The organism is Stenotrophomonas sp. WHRI 8082, from assembly GCF_040223995.2.
In the GTDB taxonomy this organism is placed as follows: domain Bacteria; phylum Pseudomonadota; class Gammaproteobacteria; order Xanthomonadales; family Xanthomonadaceae; genus Stenotrophomonas.
This window is the reverse complement of the sequence record NZ_CP167826.1, coordinates 1917761-1933218: the sequence shown is the minus strand read 5'-3', so window position 1 is coordinate 1933218 and position 15458 is coordinate 1917761. Positions and strand designations below refer to the sequence as shown.

The 15458-nt window shown below is 64.9% G+C and carries 15 protein-coding genes; 4 read left to right on the top strand and 11 right to left on the bottom strand.

Translation table 11 applies throughout. The features are described 5' to 3' along the window. Both ABRP17_RS08515 and ABRP17_RS08510 read right to left on the bottom strand, forming a co-directional pair. Entirely contained in the window at positions 1–966 is a 966-nt protein-coding gene (locus ABRP17_RS08515; RefSeq protein ID WP_349986775.1) for a Ku protein, read from the bottom strand. Positions 967–1245: 279 nt separating this feature from the next. After that, the gene (locus tag ABRP17_RS08510; protein WP_188325562.1) at positions 1246–1650 is read right to left on the bottom strand and encodes a hypothetical protein; all 405 of its coding nucleotides are present in this window, start codon (positions 1648–1650) and stop codon (positions 1246–1248) included. 150 nt (positions 1651–1800) lie between these two features. Here ABRP17_RS08510 and ABRP17_RS08505 point away from each other — a divergent pair, with 150 nt between their 5' ends. After that, positions 1801–2148 (top strand): hypothetical protein, encoded by a 348-nt coding sequence (locus tag ABRP17_RS08505; protein ID WP_349986778.1) that lies wholly within the window; start codon positions 1801–1803, stop codon positions 2146–2148. Positions 2149–2208: 60 nt separating this feature from the next. Here the strand turns inward: ABRP17_RS08505 and ABRP17_RS08500 are convergent, their stop codons facing one another. Continuing rightward, positions 2209–4344, bottom strand: a complete 2136-nt coding sequence (locus ABRP17_RS08500) for a TonB-dependent receptor family protein (protein WP_372486986.1) — start codon at positions 4342–4344, stop codon at positions 2209–2211. A gap of 158 nt (positions 4345–4502) precedes the next feature. Here ABRP17_RS08500 and ABRP17_RS08495 point away from each other — a divergent pair, with 158 nt between their 5' ends. From ABRP17_RS08495 to ABRP17_RS08485, 3 genes are all read left to right on the top strand, one after another. Continuing rightward, positions 4503–5705, top strand: coding sequence for an amino acid aminotransferase (locus tag ABRP17_RS08495; RefSeq protein ID WP_349986777.1), 1203 nt, complete (start codon positions 4503–4505; stop codon positions 5703–5705). A gap of 136 nt (positions 5706–5841) precedes the next feature. Continuing rightward, positions 5842–6858 (top strand): class 1 fructose-bisphosphatase, encoded by a 1017-nt coding sequence (locus tag ABRP17_RS08490; protein WP_188325559.1) that lies wholly within the window; start codon positions 5842–5844, stop codon positions 6856–6858. Positions 6859–6940: 82 nt separating this feature from the next. Beyond that, positions 6941–7648: a 2OG-Fe(II) oxygenase gene (locus ABRP17_RS08485; protein ID WP_188325558.1), complete on the top strand. Its 708-nt coding sequence runs from the start codon at positions 6941–6943 to the stop codon at positions 7646–7648. Positions 7649–8724: 1076 nt separating this feature from the next. Here the strand turns inward: ABRP17_RS08485 and ABRP17_RS08480 are convergent. The 8 genes from ABRP17_RS08480 to ABRP17_RS08445 all read right to left on the bottom strand — a co-directional run bounded on the left by ABRP17_RS08480 (position 8725) and on the right by ABRP17_RS08445 (position 15436). Then, positions 8725–9294: a DUF6624 domain-containing protein gene (locus ABRP17_RS08480; protein WP_349986505.1), complete on the bottom strand. Its 570-nt coding sequence runs from the start codon at positions 9292–9294 to the stop codon at positions 8725–8727. Between the two features lie 47 nt (positions 9295–9341). Further along, positions 9342–10457 (bottom strand): PA0069 family radical SAM protein, encoded by a 1116-nt coding sequence (locus ABRP17_RS08475; RefSeq protein ID WP_188325555.1) that lies wholly within the window; start codon positions 10455–10457, stop codon positions 9342–9344. A gap of 318 nt (positions 10458–10775) precedes the next feature. After that, positions 10776–11519 carry a pyridoxine 5'-phosphate synthase gene (locus ABRP17_RS08470; RefSeq protein WP_349986507.1) on the bottom strand — a complete coding sequence of 248 codons (744 nt, stop codon included), beginning with the start codon at positions 11517–11519 and terminating at the stop codon, positions 10776–10778. Positions 11520–11561: 42 nt separating this feature from the next. Further along, positions 11562–13022, bottom strand: a complete 1461-nt coding sequence (gene cls, locus ABRP17_RS08465; protein ID WP_349986509.1) for a cardiolipin synthase — start codon at positions 13020–13022, stop codon at positions 11562–11564. Between the two features lie 111 nt (positions 13023–13133). Continuing rightward, a complete protein-coding gene (locus ABRP17_RS08460; protein ID WP_349986511.1) occupies positions 13134–13547 on the bottom strand; it encodes a biopolymer transporter ExbD in 414 nt (137 codons plus the stop codon). A 3-nt stretch (positions 13548–13550) separates the two neighbouring features. Beyond that, on the bottom strand, positions 13551–13976 hold the full coding sequence (locus ABRP17_RS08455) for a biopolymer transporter ExbD (protein WP_057509019.1): 426 nt from the start codon (positions 13974–13976) through the stop codon (positions 13551–13553). A 55-nt stretch (positions 13977–14031) separates the two neighbouring features. Beyond that, on the bottom strand, positions 14032–14790 hold the full coding sequence (exbB, locus tag ABRP17_RS08450) for a TonB-system energizer ExbB (protein ID WP_188325550.1): 759 nt from the start codon (positions 14788–14790) through the stop codon (positions 14032–14034). 88 nt (positions 14791–14878) lie between these two features. Next, positions 14879–15436 (bottom strand): energy transducer TonB, encoded by a 558-nt coding sequence (locus ABRP17_RS08445; protein ID WP_188325549.1) that lies wholly within the window; start codon positions 15434–15436, stop codon positions 14879–14881. Positions 15437–15458 lie beyond the last annotated feature (22 nt).

The following is a 15458-nucleotide window of genomic DNA, read 5'->3' as shown; positions in this document are numbered from 1 at the left end:
TCATCCCGCCTTGCGCTGCGGCGCCGCTTTCTTCGCGGATTTCTTCGCCGCTTTCTTGGCCGGCTTGGCCGTACTTTTTTTCGTTGCCGTCTTGGCCGCCGCCTTCGTGGCTTTCTTCGCTGGCGCCTTCTTTACTACCTTGTCCGTGGCCTTCTTCGCCGGCGTGCGTTTGTTCGCATCCAGGCTCTTCTGCAGCAGCGACATGAAGTCCACCACGTTGGTGCTGGCATCCTCGCGCGGGGCCGGCTCGTCTTCCACCGTGGTGGTACCGCCGTCTTCTTTGATGCGCCGGGTAAGCACGCCCTGCAGACGCTCGCGGAACTCATCGTGGTACTGCGTGGGGTCCCACTCACCGGCCATGGATTCAATCAACTGCTCGGCCATCGCCGTTTCCTTGCTGGTGATCCGGTAATCCGCCAGCTTGCCGCTGGGCAGCTTGAAATCAGCAGGATCCACCAGCTCCTGTGGATAACGCAGGATCATCAACACCAGTGCGTCGTCGTTGGGCATCACCGCGCACAGGTATTCGCGGGTGCGCACCACCACCTTGGCGATGCCGACCTTGCCGGTGCTGCGCAGGGTCTCGCGCAGCAGCACGTAGCCCTTCTCGGCTTTCTTGCCGGGCACCAGCAGGTACGGCTTTTCGAAGTAGCGCGGGTCGATCTGGCTTGCGTCGACGAAGCTTTCCACTTCGACGGTTTCATGGCTCTCCGGCGCAGCGGATTTTATATCGCCGTCCTCAAGCACCACGTAGCTGCCCTTGTCGTACTCGAAGGCCTTGACGATGTCTTTCCACGGCACTTCTTCGCCGGTATCTGCGTTGACACGCTCGAAGCGGATTGGCTTCTTGTCGCGCGAATCCAGCATGCGGAAGTGCAGGTCGATCTTGCGCTCGCCCGACATCAGGGACACCGGCACGTTGAGCAGGCCGAAAGAGAGGGTACCGGTCCAGATCGGGCGGGCCATGGGACGCACCAGGGTGACAGGGGAAGCCAGCTTCGGCGTGCGCGCGTGAAACGGCTGTGTCCACCGCGGAGAGGAACCCGCTGCGACCGCGCAGGTAGTGATGGCCGCTGGTCATCAGGCTGTTCCTCTGGCGGGCCATTGCCGCTGCGCTCGCCGAGCGTGGCTCGGCGCTACCAAAGGGTCGCCCGCGGGCCCCGGCGTTGTAGCGCCGAGCCATGCTCGGCGGACTCTGTGCCGGACGTTGTAGCGCCGAGCCACGCTCGGCGGAATCTGTACCGGTTACTGCAGCAACGGGCGGACGGCAGAGGCGGGCATGTGGTCCAGCGCCAGCCAGGCATCCTCCACCACCTCCCGGGCCTTTGGCCAGCGCAGGCGCGATTCGCCACGCATCTGCTCCCAATGCGCTTCCAGCGCGTCTTCGGTCTGTTCATCACTGCCACGCGGCCAATTGGCGGCGTGGGTCGTCAATGCAAACGCGTAGGCGGGGCACAGATCGCGCCAGCTGCGGTGCGCCTGACGGCGACGCACATCGTAGTCGTTGAGCATGTACTGCAGGTAATCCTGCGCTACCGCCTGCGGGTCTTCGCGCTGCTGCCGCCGCGCACGGCGCTGGGTCGGGCTGCCGCCAAGCGGATCGCGGCGGGCATTGAACACGGAGGGTGCGGGACGTTCCAGGCGGTGCATGGCGCGGCTCCTGCGGTGCAGTCGGGCGGCCAGATCTAACGGCGTCGCCGTTACCCACCTGTGAGAGGCATGTAGAGGAACCGGCAGCCAAGGTTCGCGGTGGCTTTACCTGCATAGCGCTGTAGTAGCCCCTCTATCAGGAGAGCAGCCATGAACCGAGATACATCGCGCGATCCGCTGCGCCAAGCCACTCCCCCGATCCCCGGCGAACAGCATGGCAAGCACGACAACATGGAGGCGGAGGACCGCGGTACCGGTGCGCCGTTCATCGACGCCGTCGCAGAGGCCGATGATCACCTGCCCGTGAAGCATGAATGCGAGCAGGCCGCGCAGGACCGGAAAGACTGCGGCGACCGTCATCGAGGCGGCCAGGAGAGCCCGCTCAAGCGTCGCGAGCGCAAGCAGCACGCAAGCGACAATCAGGATCAAGCGCTGGAAGGAACCTTCCCGGCCAGCGACCCGACGTCACCGTTCGTGCCGGCGAAGGCGCCGGACTGATTTATCGCAGTTGTGGGGCTGACGGCCAACGGATCTGACGGCCAGCGGCCGTCACTGCCCTCAGCGCCACGACCACTGCAGGCCCAGGCTGCCACGGCGATCCGGGCCGGGTTCGTAGAAGCGACCATTGCCGTCGTTGACGATGACCGAGCCGATGTAACGCTGGTCCAGCAGGTTATCCACACGTGCGAATATCCGCAGATCCCCGCCCGGCAAGGTCCAACGGCGGCCAGCCTCCAGGTTCACCACGGCATAGCCGGGGGCGCGTTCAGTAGCCAGGTCATTCACCACCGTGTCGCTGCTGCCGGTGACTTCGGCGGCCCACTGCCATGCGGCGGGCTGCCACTGCAGGCGGGCGAAGGCCTGCTGCCGCGGCACGCCGGGCAGGCGGCTGCCGGCCTCGACCGGGGTGTCGGGCACGGCGCAGCCACTGCCGGCGCAGGTCAGGTAGCTGCTGCGCACCTGCGCCTGCAGCCACGTCCAGGCCACCTGCAGTTCCAGGTCCTGTGCCAAGGGCTGACGCCACGACAGCTCTGCGCCCTGCCGCCGGGTGCTGCCGATGTTGCGATACGTGCTGCGGCCATTGGTGTTGCTGGCCACGGCCAGTTCGTCGTCGGTGTCGGCGCGGAACACACTGACCTCCAGCTGCTGCCCGTTCTGGGCGTGCCATTTGCTGCCGATCTCCAGGTTGCGGCTGCGGGCAGCAGACAGGCCCAGGGCCAGCCCGGCCAGGCCGTCGTTGCGGTAACCCAGCTCGTTGAAGGTGGGCGTTTCAAAGCCGCGACCCATCGCAGCGTGCAGGCGCCACTGCGGGTTCACCTCGAAGCTCACGCCCGCCACCGGCGTGGTGGCCTGGTAGCGCCGGCTGCCGCTGTCGTCCGGGTTGCGGCCGACGATGTAATGGTCGTCCGATCGGAATCGCACACTGCTGTGGCGCGCGCCGGCCAGCACGGACCAGCGCTCGGTCCATTGCCACCACGCCTGCACGAACTGGTCGACGTTGGTGACGGTATCGCGCTGGTCGCGACGCAGCGCACCGCGCACGCCCAGCTGATTGCCGACGAAGTTCTCGTAGCCGGTACGGTGCTGCCGCTGGCGATCGACATTGGCACCGGCGGTGATGTCCAGCGCGCGGCCGGCCAACGTACCGTTCCAGCCCCAGCGCGCGTCCAGCCCGCCGAAGTCACCGTCCAGGTCGATGACCCCGCCAGCATGCAGCGGATTGGCCTGCGGACCCGGCGGAATGGCCAGGAACTGGGTGACCTCGCGCTGGCCGGCATACCCGGTCAGGCGGAAGCGGTGGTCATCGCGTTCGCCGCTGTAGACCAGTCCGGCCTGCGACTGGCGTACGGATTTGCGCGTGTTGTACAGGTGGGCCACCGAGGTCGCCTGGCGCGGATCCTCCGCCACCTGCGCACGGGTCAGGCCGAGCGGATCCTGCGCGTCGGGCGCGTCCAGATGGTTGACCAGCAGCTCCAGCCGGTCCTCGCCAACGGCCATGCCCAGCCGCGCGTTCAACGATTCGCGGCGCGCGCGGCTATGGTCGCGCCAGCCGTCCGTGCGGAAGTGGTTGGCCGCGATGTTGTAATCCACCGGGCCCTGCACGCCGCGCAGGTGGGCGCCCACGCTCAAGGTGTTGTCGGCCCCGTAGTTCATCCGCAGCCGCCAGGGATCGCCCTCGCGGCCGCGCGCGGTATGCACCTGCAGCACCCCGCCGGAGGAGTTGCCATACAGGGCGGAAAACGGCCCACGCAACACCTCGATGCGCTCGGCGCCCAGCAGGCTGGCATGCGACAGCTGGCCTTGGCCATCGGGCATCGTGGCCGGTACACCATCGACCAGCACCCGCACCCCCCGCACGCCGAACGTCGAACGGGCGCCGAAGCCCCGGATCGACAGCTGGGTATCCTGGGCCAGGTTCTGCCGGTCCCGCGCCAGCACCCCGGGGACACCGCCCAACGCTTCGGACAGCTGGGCCTGCGGACCACTGCGGTCATCGTCGATCCACACGGTGGTGGAGCTGGACGGCAAGGCGAATGCGTCAACACCGTTCACCCGGGCGGCCTCCACTTCCACCGCCGGCAGGCTGCGCGTCGGCGCTTCCTGCGGGGTCTGGGCCAGTGCGAGAGAGGGCAGCAGCAGGCTGCAGGCGGCGGACAGGCGGCAACGCGCCGGAAGCAGATTCATCATGTGGATCGGGGGGATAGCGAAGATCAGGCACCATCCTACGGTGCATGGCGTGAGGATGAATGCCGCGCCCCCGGCCCCCTTTGTTACGATGGCGTGGTTGCGTCCGGTGCGGACGCGACGCTGCTGCGTGCTTTCTTCCTCCCCCTCAACGAATGAGTACCGCCGTGTCCTTCTTTGCAAACGTGGAACTGGTCCCGGGCGACCCGATCCTGGGCCTGACCGAGGCGTACAACGCCGACAGCCGTCCGACCAAGGTCAACCTGGGTGTGGGCATCTACTACGACGAGAGTGGCCGCATTCCGCTGCTGCGCGCCGTCAAGCAGATCGAGCAGAAACTCGCCAATGAAGCCAAACCGCGCGGCTACCTGCCCATTGATGGACTGCCGGCGTACACCCAGGCCACGCGTGAGCTGGTGTTCGGCAAGCAGTCGCCCCTGCTGGCCGCCGGCCGCGTCGCCACCACCCAGACCGTGGGCGGCAGCGGTGCGCTGCGCGTGGGCGCCGAGCTGTTGAGGACGCTATTGCCGCACGCCACCATCGCCATCAGCAACCCCAGCTGGGAAAACCACCGCGCCGTGTTCGGCGCTGCGGGCTTCGAGGTTGTGGAATACGCGTACTTCGACGCACAGACCCACGGCGTGGATTTCCCCGCGATGCTGGCCGACCTGCAGAAGCTGCAGCCGGGCACCGTGGTGCTGCTGCATGCGTGCTGCCACAACCCGACCGGTGCCGACCTGACCGTCGCGCAGTGGACGCAGGTAGCCGAGGTACTGAAGGAACAGCAGCTGTTCCCCTTCATCGACATGGCCTACCAGGGCTTCGACAAGGGCATCGAGCAGGACGGCGCGGCCGTGCGGATCATCGCCGAAGCCGGCATCGACAGCTTCATCGTGGCCAACTCGTACTCCAAGTCGTTCTCGCTGTATGGCGAGCGCGTGGGTGCGCTGTCGATCGTAGCCCCGGATGCTACCGCCGCCAAGGCCGTGCAGTCGCAGATCAAGCGCATCATCCGCACCATCTATTCCAGCCCGTCCAACCACGGTGCGGCCCTGGTGGCCGGCGTGTTGAACAGCCCGGAGCTGCGCGCGCTGTGGGAAGCGGAACTGAGTGAGATGCGCGAGCGTATCCATGCCCTGCGCCACGGGCTGGTGGATCGTCTGGTCGCCCTGGGCGCACCGGAGTTTGCCTTCATCAACGACCAGGCCGGCATGTTCTCGTACTCCGGCCTGAGCCGCGTGCAGGTGGAAAAGCTGCGCGATGAGTACGGCATCTACGCCGTCGGTACCGGCCGCATCTGCGTGGCCGCACTGAGCCAGAGCAACCTGGACTACGTCGCCCAGGCCGTGGCCAACGTCGCCAAGGCCTGACCCGACAAAAAGGGGACGGAGGGGATTAAGTCGTTATCGGCTCGCACGAGCCGATAACGACTTAATCCCCTCCGTCCCCTTTTTTGCATCCGGGCGGCGACAATAGACGCATCTTTCCGTCGCTCGAGCCCTGCCCATGTCCCGTACGTCGTTGACCCGGTATCTCATCCAGGAACAGCATGCCGGCCGCATCAATGCCGACCTGCGCCAGCTGATCGCCGTGGTGGCCCGCGCCTGCACCAACATCTCCATCGCGGTCAGCAAGGGTGCCCTGGGCGGCGTGCTGGGCGAGGCCGGTACCGGCAACGTGCAGGGAGAAGCGCAGAAGAAGCTGGACGTCATCAGCAACGAGATCCTGCTGGAAGCCAACGCGTGGGGTGGCCACCTGGCCGCCTGTGCATCGGAAGAAATGGACCATTCGCAGCCCGTGCCGGACATCCATCCGCGCGGCGACTTCCTGCTGTTGTTCGATCCCCTCGATGGCAGCTCCAACATCGACGTGAATGTATCGGTGGGCACCATCTTCTCCGTGCTGCGCTGCCCGAAGGGCGTGGAGCTGCCGGGCGACGACAGCTTCCTGCAGCCGGGTACCGCGCAGATCGCGGCGGGCTACTGCATCTACGGGCCGAGCACGCAGATGGTGCTCACCGTTGGCCACGGCACGCATGCGTTCACCCTGGACCGTGAGAGCGGCGAGTTCCTGCTGACCACCCAGGACATGCAGATCCCGGCGGCCACGCAGGAGTTCGCGATCAACATGTCCAACCAGCGCCATTGGGAAGCCCCGATGCAGGCCTACGTGACCGATCTGCTGCAGGGCAAGGAAGGCGCGCGCGGCAAGGATTTCAACATGCGCTGGATCGCCAGCATGGTCGCCGACGTGCATCGCATCCTGACCCGCGGCGGCATTTTCATCTATCCGTGGGACAAGAAAGATGCGTCCAAGGCCGGCAAGCTGCGCCTGATGTACGAAGCCAATCCGATGGGTCTGTTGGTGGAACAGGCGGGCGGTGCCGCCTCGACCGGTCGCGCGCGCATCCTGGACATCCAGCCGGACCAGCTGCACCAGCGCGTGCCGGTGTTCCTTGGCTCGCGCGATGAAGTCGACGCCGCGGTGAAGTACCACCAGCAGCACGACGCGCAAAACGCTTGATTCGCCGCACGCTCATGACGTTGGCGTGACATCCCCTTCGCCAGTGGGCACCATCAAGGTTCCACTGGCGAGGGATCCACGCATGCACGTGCAGGAACCAGTAGATTTCATTGAAGTGATCCACAACGCCGTCCCCGCTGATGTATGTGCGGCGATCGTGTCGCGGGTCCGCGCAAGTGACCGCCTGCAACCGGGTGCGGTAGGCAGCGGGGTGTTCCCGGAACTCAAGCGCAGCAAGGATCTCCGGATCAGCGGCCAGCCCGATTGGTCGGATGTGGAAAACGTCCTGCAACAAGCGGTTTTCGCCGGGCTGCAGACTTATCTACGCCGTTATCCACAGGCATTGATCGCGCCGTTGATGTTGCAGATACAAGACAGCAACGGCCAACCGAAGCGCCTCACGGCTGAAGACTTCCCGCAGATGGACGGGGCTGCCTTGTCGGATCTGGCACGCACCTGCCTGCGTCCGGGCGCGATCAACCTGCAATGGTACGCAGCAGGCGAGGGCGGCTATCCCTACTGGCATTGCGAGCTGTACCCGAAGGACCCGCAGGCTGAAACGCTGCACCGGCACCTGCTGTGGACGCTCTATCTCAACGATGGGTTCGAGGAGGGCGAAACCGAGTTCCTGTTCCAAGGCCGGAAGATCGCACCGCGTACCGGCAGCCTGCTGATCGCGCCCACCGCGTTCACCCACACCCATCGCGGCAACCGTCCACAGGGTGGAGACAAGTTCATCGCGACCAGCTGGATCCTGTTCCAGAGCGCGCAGCAGCTGTTCGGCAGCTGATCCGCGACGCCTGGGTCCTCATCTCCCCGGGTGCTGAACGCACACGTGTCCACCTTTCCCTTGGCCGACATGTGCAGCGACACCCGGGGAGATGAGGATTTCGGCAGATCGAGCATCATGCTCATGGGTGAACCTTCCGTGGGTCTGTGCGCTGTCGTCTTGATTGATGGAGACGATCTAGATTTGGCTTGTTACTGCATGAAACCTATGGTGCACGACGATCGCGACAGAGCCTTTCAGAAATCGCTCATTGCGTAGCCCACCGACGTCATGTCACTTCGCTCGCCGAGCAGGGCGCGGCGCTCCCGTCGGCGGCGCAACGTCCATCACTCGCCTGGCGTTCCGCCACATGCACCCGCATCTGCAATCCTATTGCGCGCAAGGCACCCATCACCGTACGCAAGGTCAACGTGCGTCTTCCACCCAACTGCCGATGTACCACCCCGGCAGGCAATCCGCACTCTCGCGCGATTCCCCGCAGTCCCTCTTCACCTGCGACATAGGCCAACGCTTCCCCAAGAATGGCCGCATCGCCCTGGCTCTCCACGATGCACTCGTTCAAGTAATCCACAACTGCCTGCGGGGTACGCGGACGGTCGAAATGGCCTGCCGCTTCCATCTCCGCGTGCGTCATGGTGGCCCGCGGTGGCGTCATCGTGGCCCCCATGCACTCAGTTCGGGGGTCCGGAAAGACACGCGCGCAGGGCGCCGGAGCTGCAATGACATCGGTAGGACCTCGCAAGGCGAACGGCCACCTGCGCCGAAGCACGAGGTGGCGGGCGGTGCGGGTTGGCGTACCGGACTATCTGAGAGCTCAAAACCGGCGGATCGGGATCCCCGCGCACCGCCCGCCGTATGACCGGCAGTGCAGTGCATTCTCCGCCGTGCCCGAAGGCCACAACAGAGGCAATTGCTCTCAGGTAGTAACAGGACGCCAATCCCGGCTGGCACATTCGGCACCAGCCCGGTCATCGTGCGATGTGGCGTCCAAGGGCGTCCATCAGGAAAGCTGCGGAGTCATCCTGCGTGACCTGCGTAAGGCGGGGGGCGACAGGATTTTCAGGTGACGCCGGTCATCAGTCGATTGCCCGCGCCGGCGCGCACATTTCGCTGGCTGCTTCGACATACTCCGACAATGTGCCAAGACCCGCAGCCGCTCGGCGGCTATCCACCTGCGGCGCCTCTTCGATCTCATCCGGGTACCACCTCTGTCCCACACAGCTGCCCTGAGTGCCGTATCGCTGTGGGCTGTGGGTCCTGTCCCAGAGGTAAGCATACTTGCGGGCGTCTACTTCGCCTGATCCGAGTAAAGGCAACATCAGGGCCAGTGCTTGGCGCTGCACCTGGGGGGCACGATAGGCATGCAACGCCAGCAAGGCGGCTGCATCGGCGGCCGGTTTTCCGACGACCGATACACGTGGCCAGCCGGATGCGGCCATGATTGCCGAGAGCCGACTGGAATGTGCGGCGTCCGTGGACAGCACATGGGCGACGTCGACGGGCTGCGTACTGCGGACCTGTTGATCCGCCTCCGCCATCGCGATGAGTTCGCTGGCCAGCTCAGATGCGTATTCGCTTCCCCACGTGGGATAGCTCGTCATGCCGAACAATGCGAACAGCAGCAGGTGACGCTTCGTCCTTGTCATACATCGTCCTTGGTTGCCGAAGGCGTCGGGCAGAGCACGCCGGCTCTCTAGAATAAGGTGCCCTGTGCTTCATCTTTCACTTTGATCAATAGCGGCGGCACAAACCGCGTGCAATCCAGCTTCGGCCAATGGCTGTTCTGCGCATCAAACCCCAGCCGCCTGCGCGCCAGCTTGAATCGATTGTTCAACAGGTCTGCATAGACGCCCTGGCCGCGCATGCGCGTGCCGAACTGGCTGTCGTAGTCCTTGCCGCCGCGCAGCTGGTTGATGGTGCTCATCACGTGCGCGGCACGGTCGGGGTAGTGCGCTTCCAGCCAGTCGCGGAACAGCGGCGACACTTCCAACGGCAGCCGCAGCAGCACATAGCCGGCAGTGCGCGCGCCGGCATCGCGTGCTGCCTCCAGGACGGCTTCCAGCTCGGCATCGTTCACCCACGGAATCACCGGCGCCACCATCACCCCGACCGGGATGCCCGCGTCGTGCAGCCGCCGCATGGCGCGCAGACGGGCACGCGGTGCAGCGGCACGCGGCTCCAGTTTCGATGACAACACCGGGTCCAGCGAGGTCACCGAGAAATGCACACTGACCAGGTTCTTTTCCGCCAGCGGCATCAGCAGATCGATGTCGCGCTCGACCAACGCGTTCTTGGTGATCAGCGAAAACGGGTGCTGTGTTTCCAGCATCACTTCGATCAGCTGGCGGGTGAGTTTGAACTTGCGTTCGATCGGCTGGTAGGCGTCGGTGTTGATGCCCAGCGCGATCGGCTGCGGCACGTAGCCCGGCTTGGCCAGTTCCTTGCGCAGCAGCTGTGCAGCGTTGGTCTTGGCGAACAGCTTCGTTTCGAAGTCGAGGCCAGGCGACAGATTCAGATAGGCGTGGGAGGGACGCGCGAAGCAGTAGCTGCAGCCGTGCTCGCACCCGCGGTAGGGGTTCACTGACTGACTGAAGCCTACATCCGGGGAGCTGTTACGGCTGATGATGCTGCGTGCGGTCTCCGTGCGCACTTCCGTCCGCAGGCGGGGAGTCAGGAACTCCTCGCTTTCATCCGGCTCCCAACCGTCGTCCACCGCTTCGCTGACTGTGCTCTCGAAGCGGCCCGCGATGTGGGAGGTAGCACCACGGCCTTTGATCGCGATAGGGGGAAGGGAATCAGGGCGACCCATGGGAATTTTCTACTGAAAGTGCGATTAGTATTATTGCTAACCACAGCATATGCAATGTGCTGGAATTCAGGTGGCTGTAGGCGTGGAGCGGGTTGGGGCTGGAGGTTGCCCCCATGGTTATCCACAGGACATACGGTCATGTCAGGACAACGCGCAGGACATTGCAGGCCACGCGATGCGCTGCCGAGGGTAGGGGATCTGGGTCTCAGGGGATGCGACATGAGACGTTGTGACAGCAAGCCGCCGTCATGACCGGGTGTGCATGTTTCACGGGGCGGATGGTTTCCGCCGACCCTGGGTCGGCGCTACCAGAGCGGGTCAGAGCCTGGCCAGGTAGGCCTTTACCGTGGCATCCAGGCCGTCGTACAGCGCTTCGCTGATCAGGGCATGGCCGATCGAGACTTCCATCACGTCAGGTACGGCGGTCAGGAAGGCGCGCAGGTTGGCCTGCGACAGGTCATGGCCGGCGTTGACGCCCAGGCCCACGGCCTGAGCGCGGCGGGCTCCGGTCGCGAACAGCGCCAGCATGTCGGTGGCATCGCCAGCGGCATGGGCTTCGGCATACGGTCCGGTGTACAGCTCGATGCGGTCGGCGCCCACGTCGGCGGCCCGTTCCAGCAGCGGATTGCCGGCATCGACGAACAGGCTCACGCGGCAGCCCATCGCCTTCAGCGACGCGATCAACGGCCTCAACTGGTCTGCATCACGCTCGAAATCAAACCCGTGGTCGGACGTCAGCTGGCCATCGCCATCGGGCACCAGGGTGGCCTGCGCGGGGCGGGTGGCCTCGCACAGCGGCAGCAGGCCCGGGTAGCCATCACGTGGCGGGGCGAACGGGTTGCCTTCGATGTTGAACTCGACGCCGCGTGCCTGGGTCAGCGCGGACAGCGCGTGCACATCTTCCGCCGTGATGTGCCGCCGGTCAGGCCGCGGATGCACGGTGATACCGTGCGCGCCGGCGTCCAGGCACGCCTGCGCGGCGCGCAGCACATCCGGATCGTGGCCTCCGCGCGAGTTGCGCAGTACGGCGATCTTGTTCACGTTGACGCTGAGACGGGTCATGGCGGTAAGGCACGGACAGAGGGGCGCAGTGTAGCGCCGCTGTCACAGCAGGGGCGAGGCCAGGCGGGCGAACGCCTCGGGCAAGCGGTGCCGCCACAGGCCGCGGTTGCGTTCGTTGTGCACGCGCGTCGCACTGGAAAACTCGTGCTCCAGGATGCCGGCCAGCTCGGCGACGCGCCCCTTGTCCCGCAGCAGCATCGACAGCTCGAAGTTGAGGCGGAAACTGCGGTGATCGAAGTTGGCGGTGCCCACGATGCACACGTCGTCGTCGGCGATGAACGCCTTCGTATGCAGCATGCGCGGACCGTACTCATGGATCTTCACCCCGGCCTGCAGCAGTTCGTCGAAGTAGGAACGCGCGGCCTGGGTGACGAACCACGAGTCACTCATCTTGGGCACCAGCAGGCGCACGTCCAGACCACCGAGTGCGGCCGAGGTGAGCGCCATGCGCGCGGCCTCGCCGGGCACGAAGTAGGGCGTCACCAGCCATACGCGGTGCTTGGCCTCGTGGATGGCCGCTACGTGCAGGCGGTGGATGGTTTCCCAGCCCGAATCCGGGCCGGACACCAATACCTGCGCGTTGATGCTGCCATCGGCCCGGGTCGACATTTCACGTGGCCACAAGCGCAGCTGATCGAACTGTTTGGCGTCCTGCCCGCTGGCATACAGCCAGTCTTCCATGAAGACCAGTTGCAGGCTGCGCACCACGTGCCCTTGCAGCCGCATGTGCAGATCGCGGTAGGCGTTCGGGTCGCGCTGCTCGTTCTCTTCGTCGGTGATGTTGATGCCGCCGGTGAAGGCCAGCACACCGTCGATCACCACCAGCTTGCGGTGGGTACGCAGGTTCAACCACGGCCGCTTGAAGGGCTTGAGCAGTTGCCGCGGATGGAACCACACCGCCTCGCCACCGGCATCCAGCAGCGGCTTCAGGAAGCGCGCACGGATCTTGCCCGCACCTACTGCATCGAGCAGCAATCGCACCTGCACACCGCGCTGTGCAGCAGCCACCAGCGCATCGCGCACGGCGGTGCCGGTGTGGTCGGGTTCGAAGATGTAGTACTCCAGGTTGATATGGTCCCGCGCTTGGGCGATGCCTTCCAGCAGGGCCGCGTAGGTCGCTGCACCGTCGACCAGCCATTCCACTTCGGTGGCGCTGCTGGGCGCCAGGCCGGTGGTCGCCTGGCCGATCGCCGCCAGCTCGGTACAGTCGGCGTCCGCCGGGCAGACGGTGCTGTAATGCTCCATGCCCGATCGCGAACGGCCGCGGCGCAGGCGCTGCCGATTTACTTTCTGCGGGCCGAGCAGGTAATAGATGAACAGCCCGATATAGGGCAGCGCCGCCAACGACAATATCCAGCTCAGCGTGGCAACCGGTTCGCGTTTCTGCAGCATGATCCAGCCGATCAGGCCGATCAGGTACAGCGCGTAGGTAATCGCCAGCGACGTGCCGAGGTGGGGAATGGTGTCCAGCCAATGGCGGAGGGCGTCGAAGGAAGCAATCATCGGCGGATGATACGCGAGCGAAGGCGGGCGTCAGATCCCGGACAAAAAAAAACGCCTTCGTTTCCGAAGGCGTTTTCCAGTCGCGTCATGAGTGCGGACTGCGTAGTGCGCTTACTGCTGTACGAAACCGATCTTCTTCATCTGGGCGTTCTTCGCGCTGGCCAGGATCTTGGCCATCACGTCGTACTCCGAGTCCGGGCTCGCGTCGATCCGCAGTTCCGGCTGGTTCGTCGGGTCACGCTGGACCTCCTGTTCCATCCGCTGCTGCAGTTCGGTCACGGCGACCGGGCTGTTGTTCCAGAACACCTGGTTGCTCGCATCGACGCGCAACTCGACCGGCGGCGGCGGTTCAACCGTCACCGGTGGCGGGTTGAGCACCTTCTGCGGCAGGTCCACGGCGATCGGATAGGTCATGATCGGCGCGGTCACGATGAAGATGATCAGCAGAACCAGCATCACGTCCACGAGGGGCGTGACGTTGATATCGGCCATGGGGCCTTTGCCACCACCAGAACTGAATGCCATGGCTTACTGCCCCTTCTCTTTGGTCGCAACGAAGCCGACGTCCAGCATGCCCTGTTCCTGCGCGACCTTGGTCAGCTCATTGATGACACGCATCTTGGTGGTGCGGTCACCACGCAGGTTCAGCGGCGGCTGCGGGGTCTGCTGGGCGGCGGTGGAGAGGCGGGACTCAAGCGTCCCGCGATCGATTTCCTCGTCGTTCCAGTAAACCGAACCGTCTTCCTTGACCGCCAGCGTGATCGGACCCTTACGATCATTTGCATCGTCCGGGTTCTGGATCAGATTGGCTTCGGGCAGCTCGACCTTGACCTTGTGGGACATCAGAGGCGCCGTGATGATGAAGATGATCAGCAGCACCAGCATCACGTCCACGAGGGGCGTAACGTTGATGTCGGCCATGGGGCCGCCGCTGTTACCACTACTGAAAGCCATAACGGGCTCCGTCTAGATCGGTGTGAACTACCTTCGTGCCGGGTACAGCGCGTCCTTAGCGGACGCGCGAACCGGTAGCGAAGAAGTCATGCAGGTCGTGTGCGAACGTATCGAAACGGCTGATGGTCGCGCTGTTGATCTTGCTGAAGAAGTTGAAGGCGAACACGGCCGGGATAGCCACGAACAGGCCGATCGCGGTCATGATCAGCGCTTCACCCACCGGGCCGGCGACGGCATCGATGGAGGCCGAACCGGTTGCACCGATCTTGATCAGCGCGCCGTAGATGCCCCACACGGTACCGAGCAGACCGACGAACGGAGCGGTTGCACCGACGGTGGCCAGCAGGGTCATGCCCGACTGCAGGTTGTTGCTTTCGCGGGTCACGGCCTGACGCAGGGCGCGGTCGACGAATTCCGAACGGCTCAGGGTCTCACCCAGGCCACCGGTTGCGCCGCCTTCGGCACGCTGGTGATGGGCGGCAGCCTGTGCGGCGTCCAGGGCGATCTTCGAGAAGGGCTCCGAAGCCGGCTGCTCTTCCATGGCACGGATGGCGTCCTGCGCGTTCGGGGTATCCCAGAACAGGCTGGTGACCTTGTCAGCAGCAGCCTTCAGGCGGGCAGCACGGAAGATGTTGATGACAGTCCAGTACCAGGACATGGCCGACATGACGATCAAGGTGATCAGCACGACCCAGGAGACTGCGAAGTCGCCCGGCTGGCTGGTCATTTCATGGATGAGGTGCTCGAAGCCCATCTGCGACAGGGCGTTGGAGTTGCCCCCAGCAGCAGCGGCGATGAAAATTTCCTGCAGCATGACGCTTACCTTTGTTGTGTGTGGTGTTGAAGGGTGTAGCTGGACTAACGAACTGTCAGCAGAGGTGGCCCGGGGGCCACCCGGCGTATCAGCTCAGTGCAAAGTTGACCGGTACGCGGACGCGGCCCGCGGCTTTCTTGCCGCCCGATTCTGCTGCGTTGAAGCGCCACTTGCGTGCGGCCTCCATTGCAGCGCGATCCAGGTCGCGGTTACGGCTGGATTTCTCGACCGTGACATTGGTGACGTTGCCTTGGGCATCGACATCGATGATCAGGATCACTTCACCCTGGATGCCCGCACGGAATGCAGCCGGCGGATAACGCGGGGGATTCATGTTCTTGGACGAGATATCCACGCTGGCCTCGATGGAGGTCGGCGGTGCCGGCGGCGCAGGCGGCGACGGCGGGGTGACGATATCGGTCGGACGCGGATCCGGAATGTCGACCACCGGCGCCTGCGGCGGCGGGGGAACGGGCGACGGTTTCGGCGGCGACAGATTCTTCACTGGCGGCGGAGGGGTCTCATCCGGCGGCGGCGGCGGCGGCGGCGGCGGTGGCGGCGGCGGCGCGTCGACGATGGTCACCATCACATTGCGTTCTTTTTCCGCAGCAGCCTTGGGGGCCACGGCAGGAATCAGAAGCATCATGAAGGCAGCCAGATGCAGGGCG

Coding starts and splice junctions, on each gene's coding strand:
- ABRP17_RS08515 (WP_349986775.1), bottom strand. CDS start 966: ATGGCCCGCCCGATCTGGACCGGTACCCTCTCTTTCGGCCTGCTCAAC.
- ABRP17_RS08510 (WP_188325562.1), bottom strand. CDS start 1,650: ATGCACCGCCTGGAACGTCCCGCACCCTCCGTGTTCAATGCCCGCCGC.
- ABRP17_RS08505 (WP_349986778.1), top strand. CDS start 1,801: ATGAACCGAGATACATCGCGCGATCCGCTGCGCCAAGCCACTCCCCCG.
- ABRP17_RS08490 (WP_188325559.1), top strand. CDS start 5,842: ATGTCCCGTACGTCGTTGACCCGGTATCTCATCCAGGAACAGCATGCC.
- ABRP17_RS08485 (WP_188325558.1), top strand. CDS start 6,941: ATGCACGTGCAGGAACCAGTAGATTTCATTGAAGTGATCCACAACGCC.
- ABRP17_RS08480 (WP_349986505.1), bottom strand. CDS start 9,294: ATGACAAGGACGAAGCGTCACCTGCTGCTGTTCGCATTGTTCGGCATG.
- ABRP17_RS08475 (WP_188325555.1), bottom strand. CDS start 10,457: ATGGGTCGCCCTGATTCCCTTCCCCCTATCGCGATCAAAGGCCGTGGT.
- ABRP17_RS08470 (WP_349986507.1), bottom strand. CDS start 11,519: ATGACCCGTCTCAGCGTCAACGTGAACAAGATCGCCGTACTGCGCAAC.
- cls (WP_349986509.1), bottom strand. CDS start 13,022: ATGATTGCTTCCTTCGACGCCCTCCGCCATTGGCTGGACACCATTCCC.
- ABRP17_RS08460 (WP_349986511.1), bottom strand. CDS start 13,547: ATGGCATTCAGTTCTGGTGGTGGCAAAGGCCCCATGGCCGATATCAAC.
- ABRP17_RS08455 (WP_057509019.1), bottom strand. CDS start 13,976: ATGGCTTTCAGTAGTGGTAACAGCGGCGGCCCCATGGCCGACATCAAC.
- exbB (WP_188325550.1), bottom strand. CDS start 14,790: ATGCTGCAGGAAATTTTCATCGCCGCTGCTGCTGGGGGCAACTCCAAC.
- ABRP17_RS08445 (WP_188325549.1), bottom strand. CDS start 15,436: ATGATGCTTCTGATTCCTGCCGTGGCCCCCAAGGCTGCTGCGGAAAAA.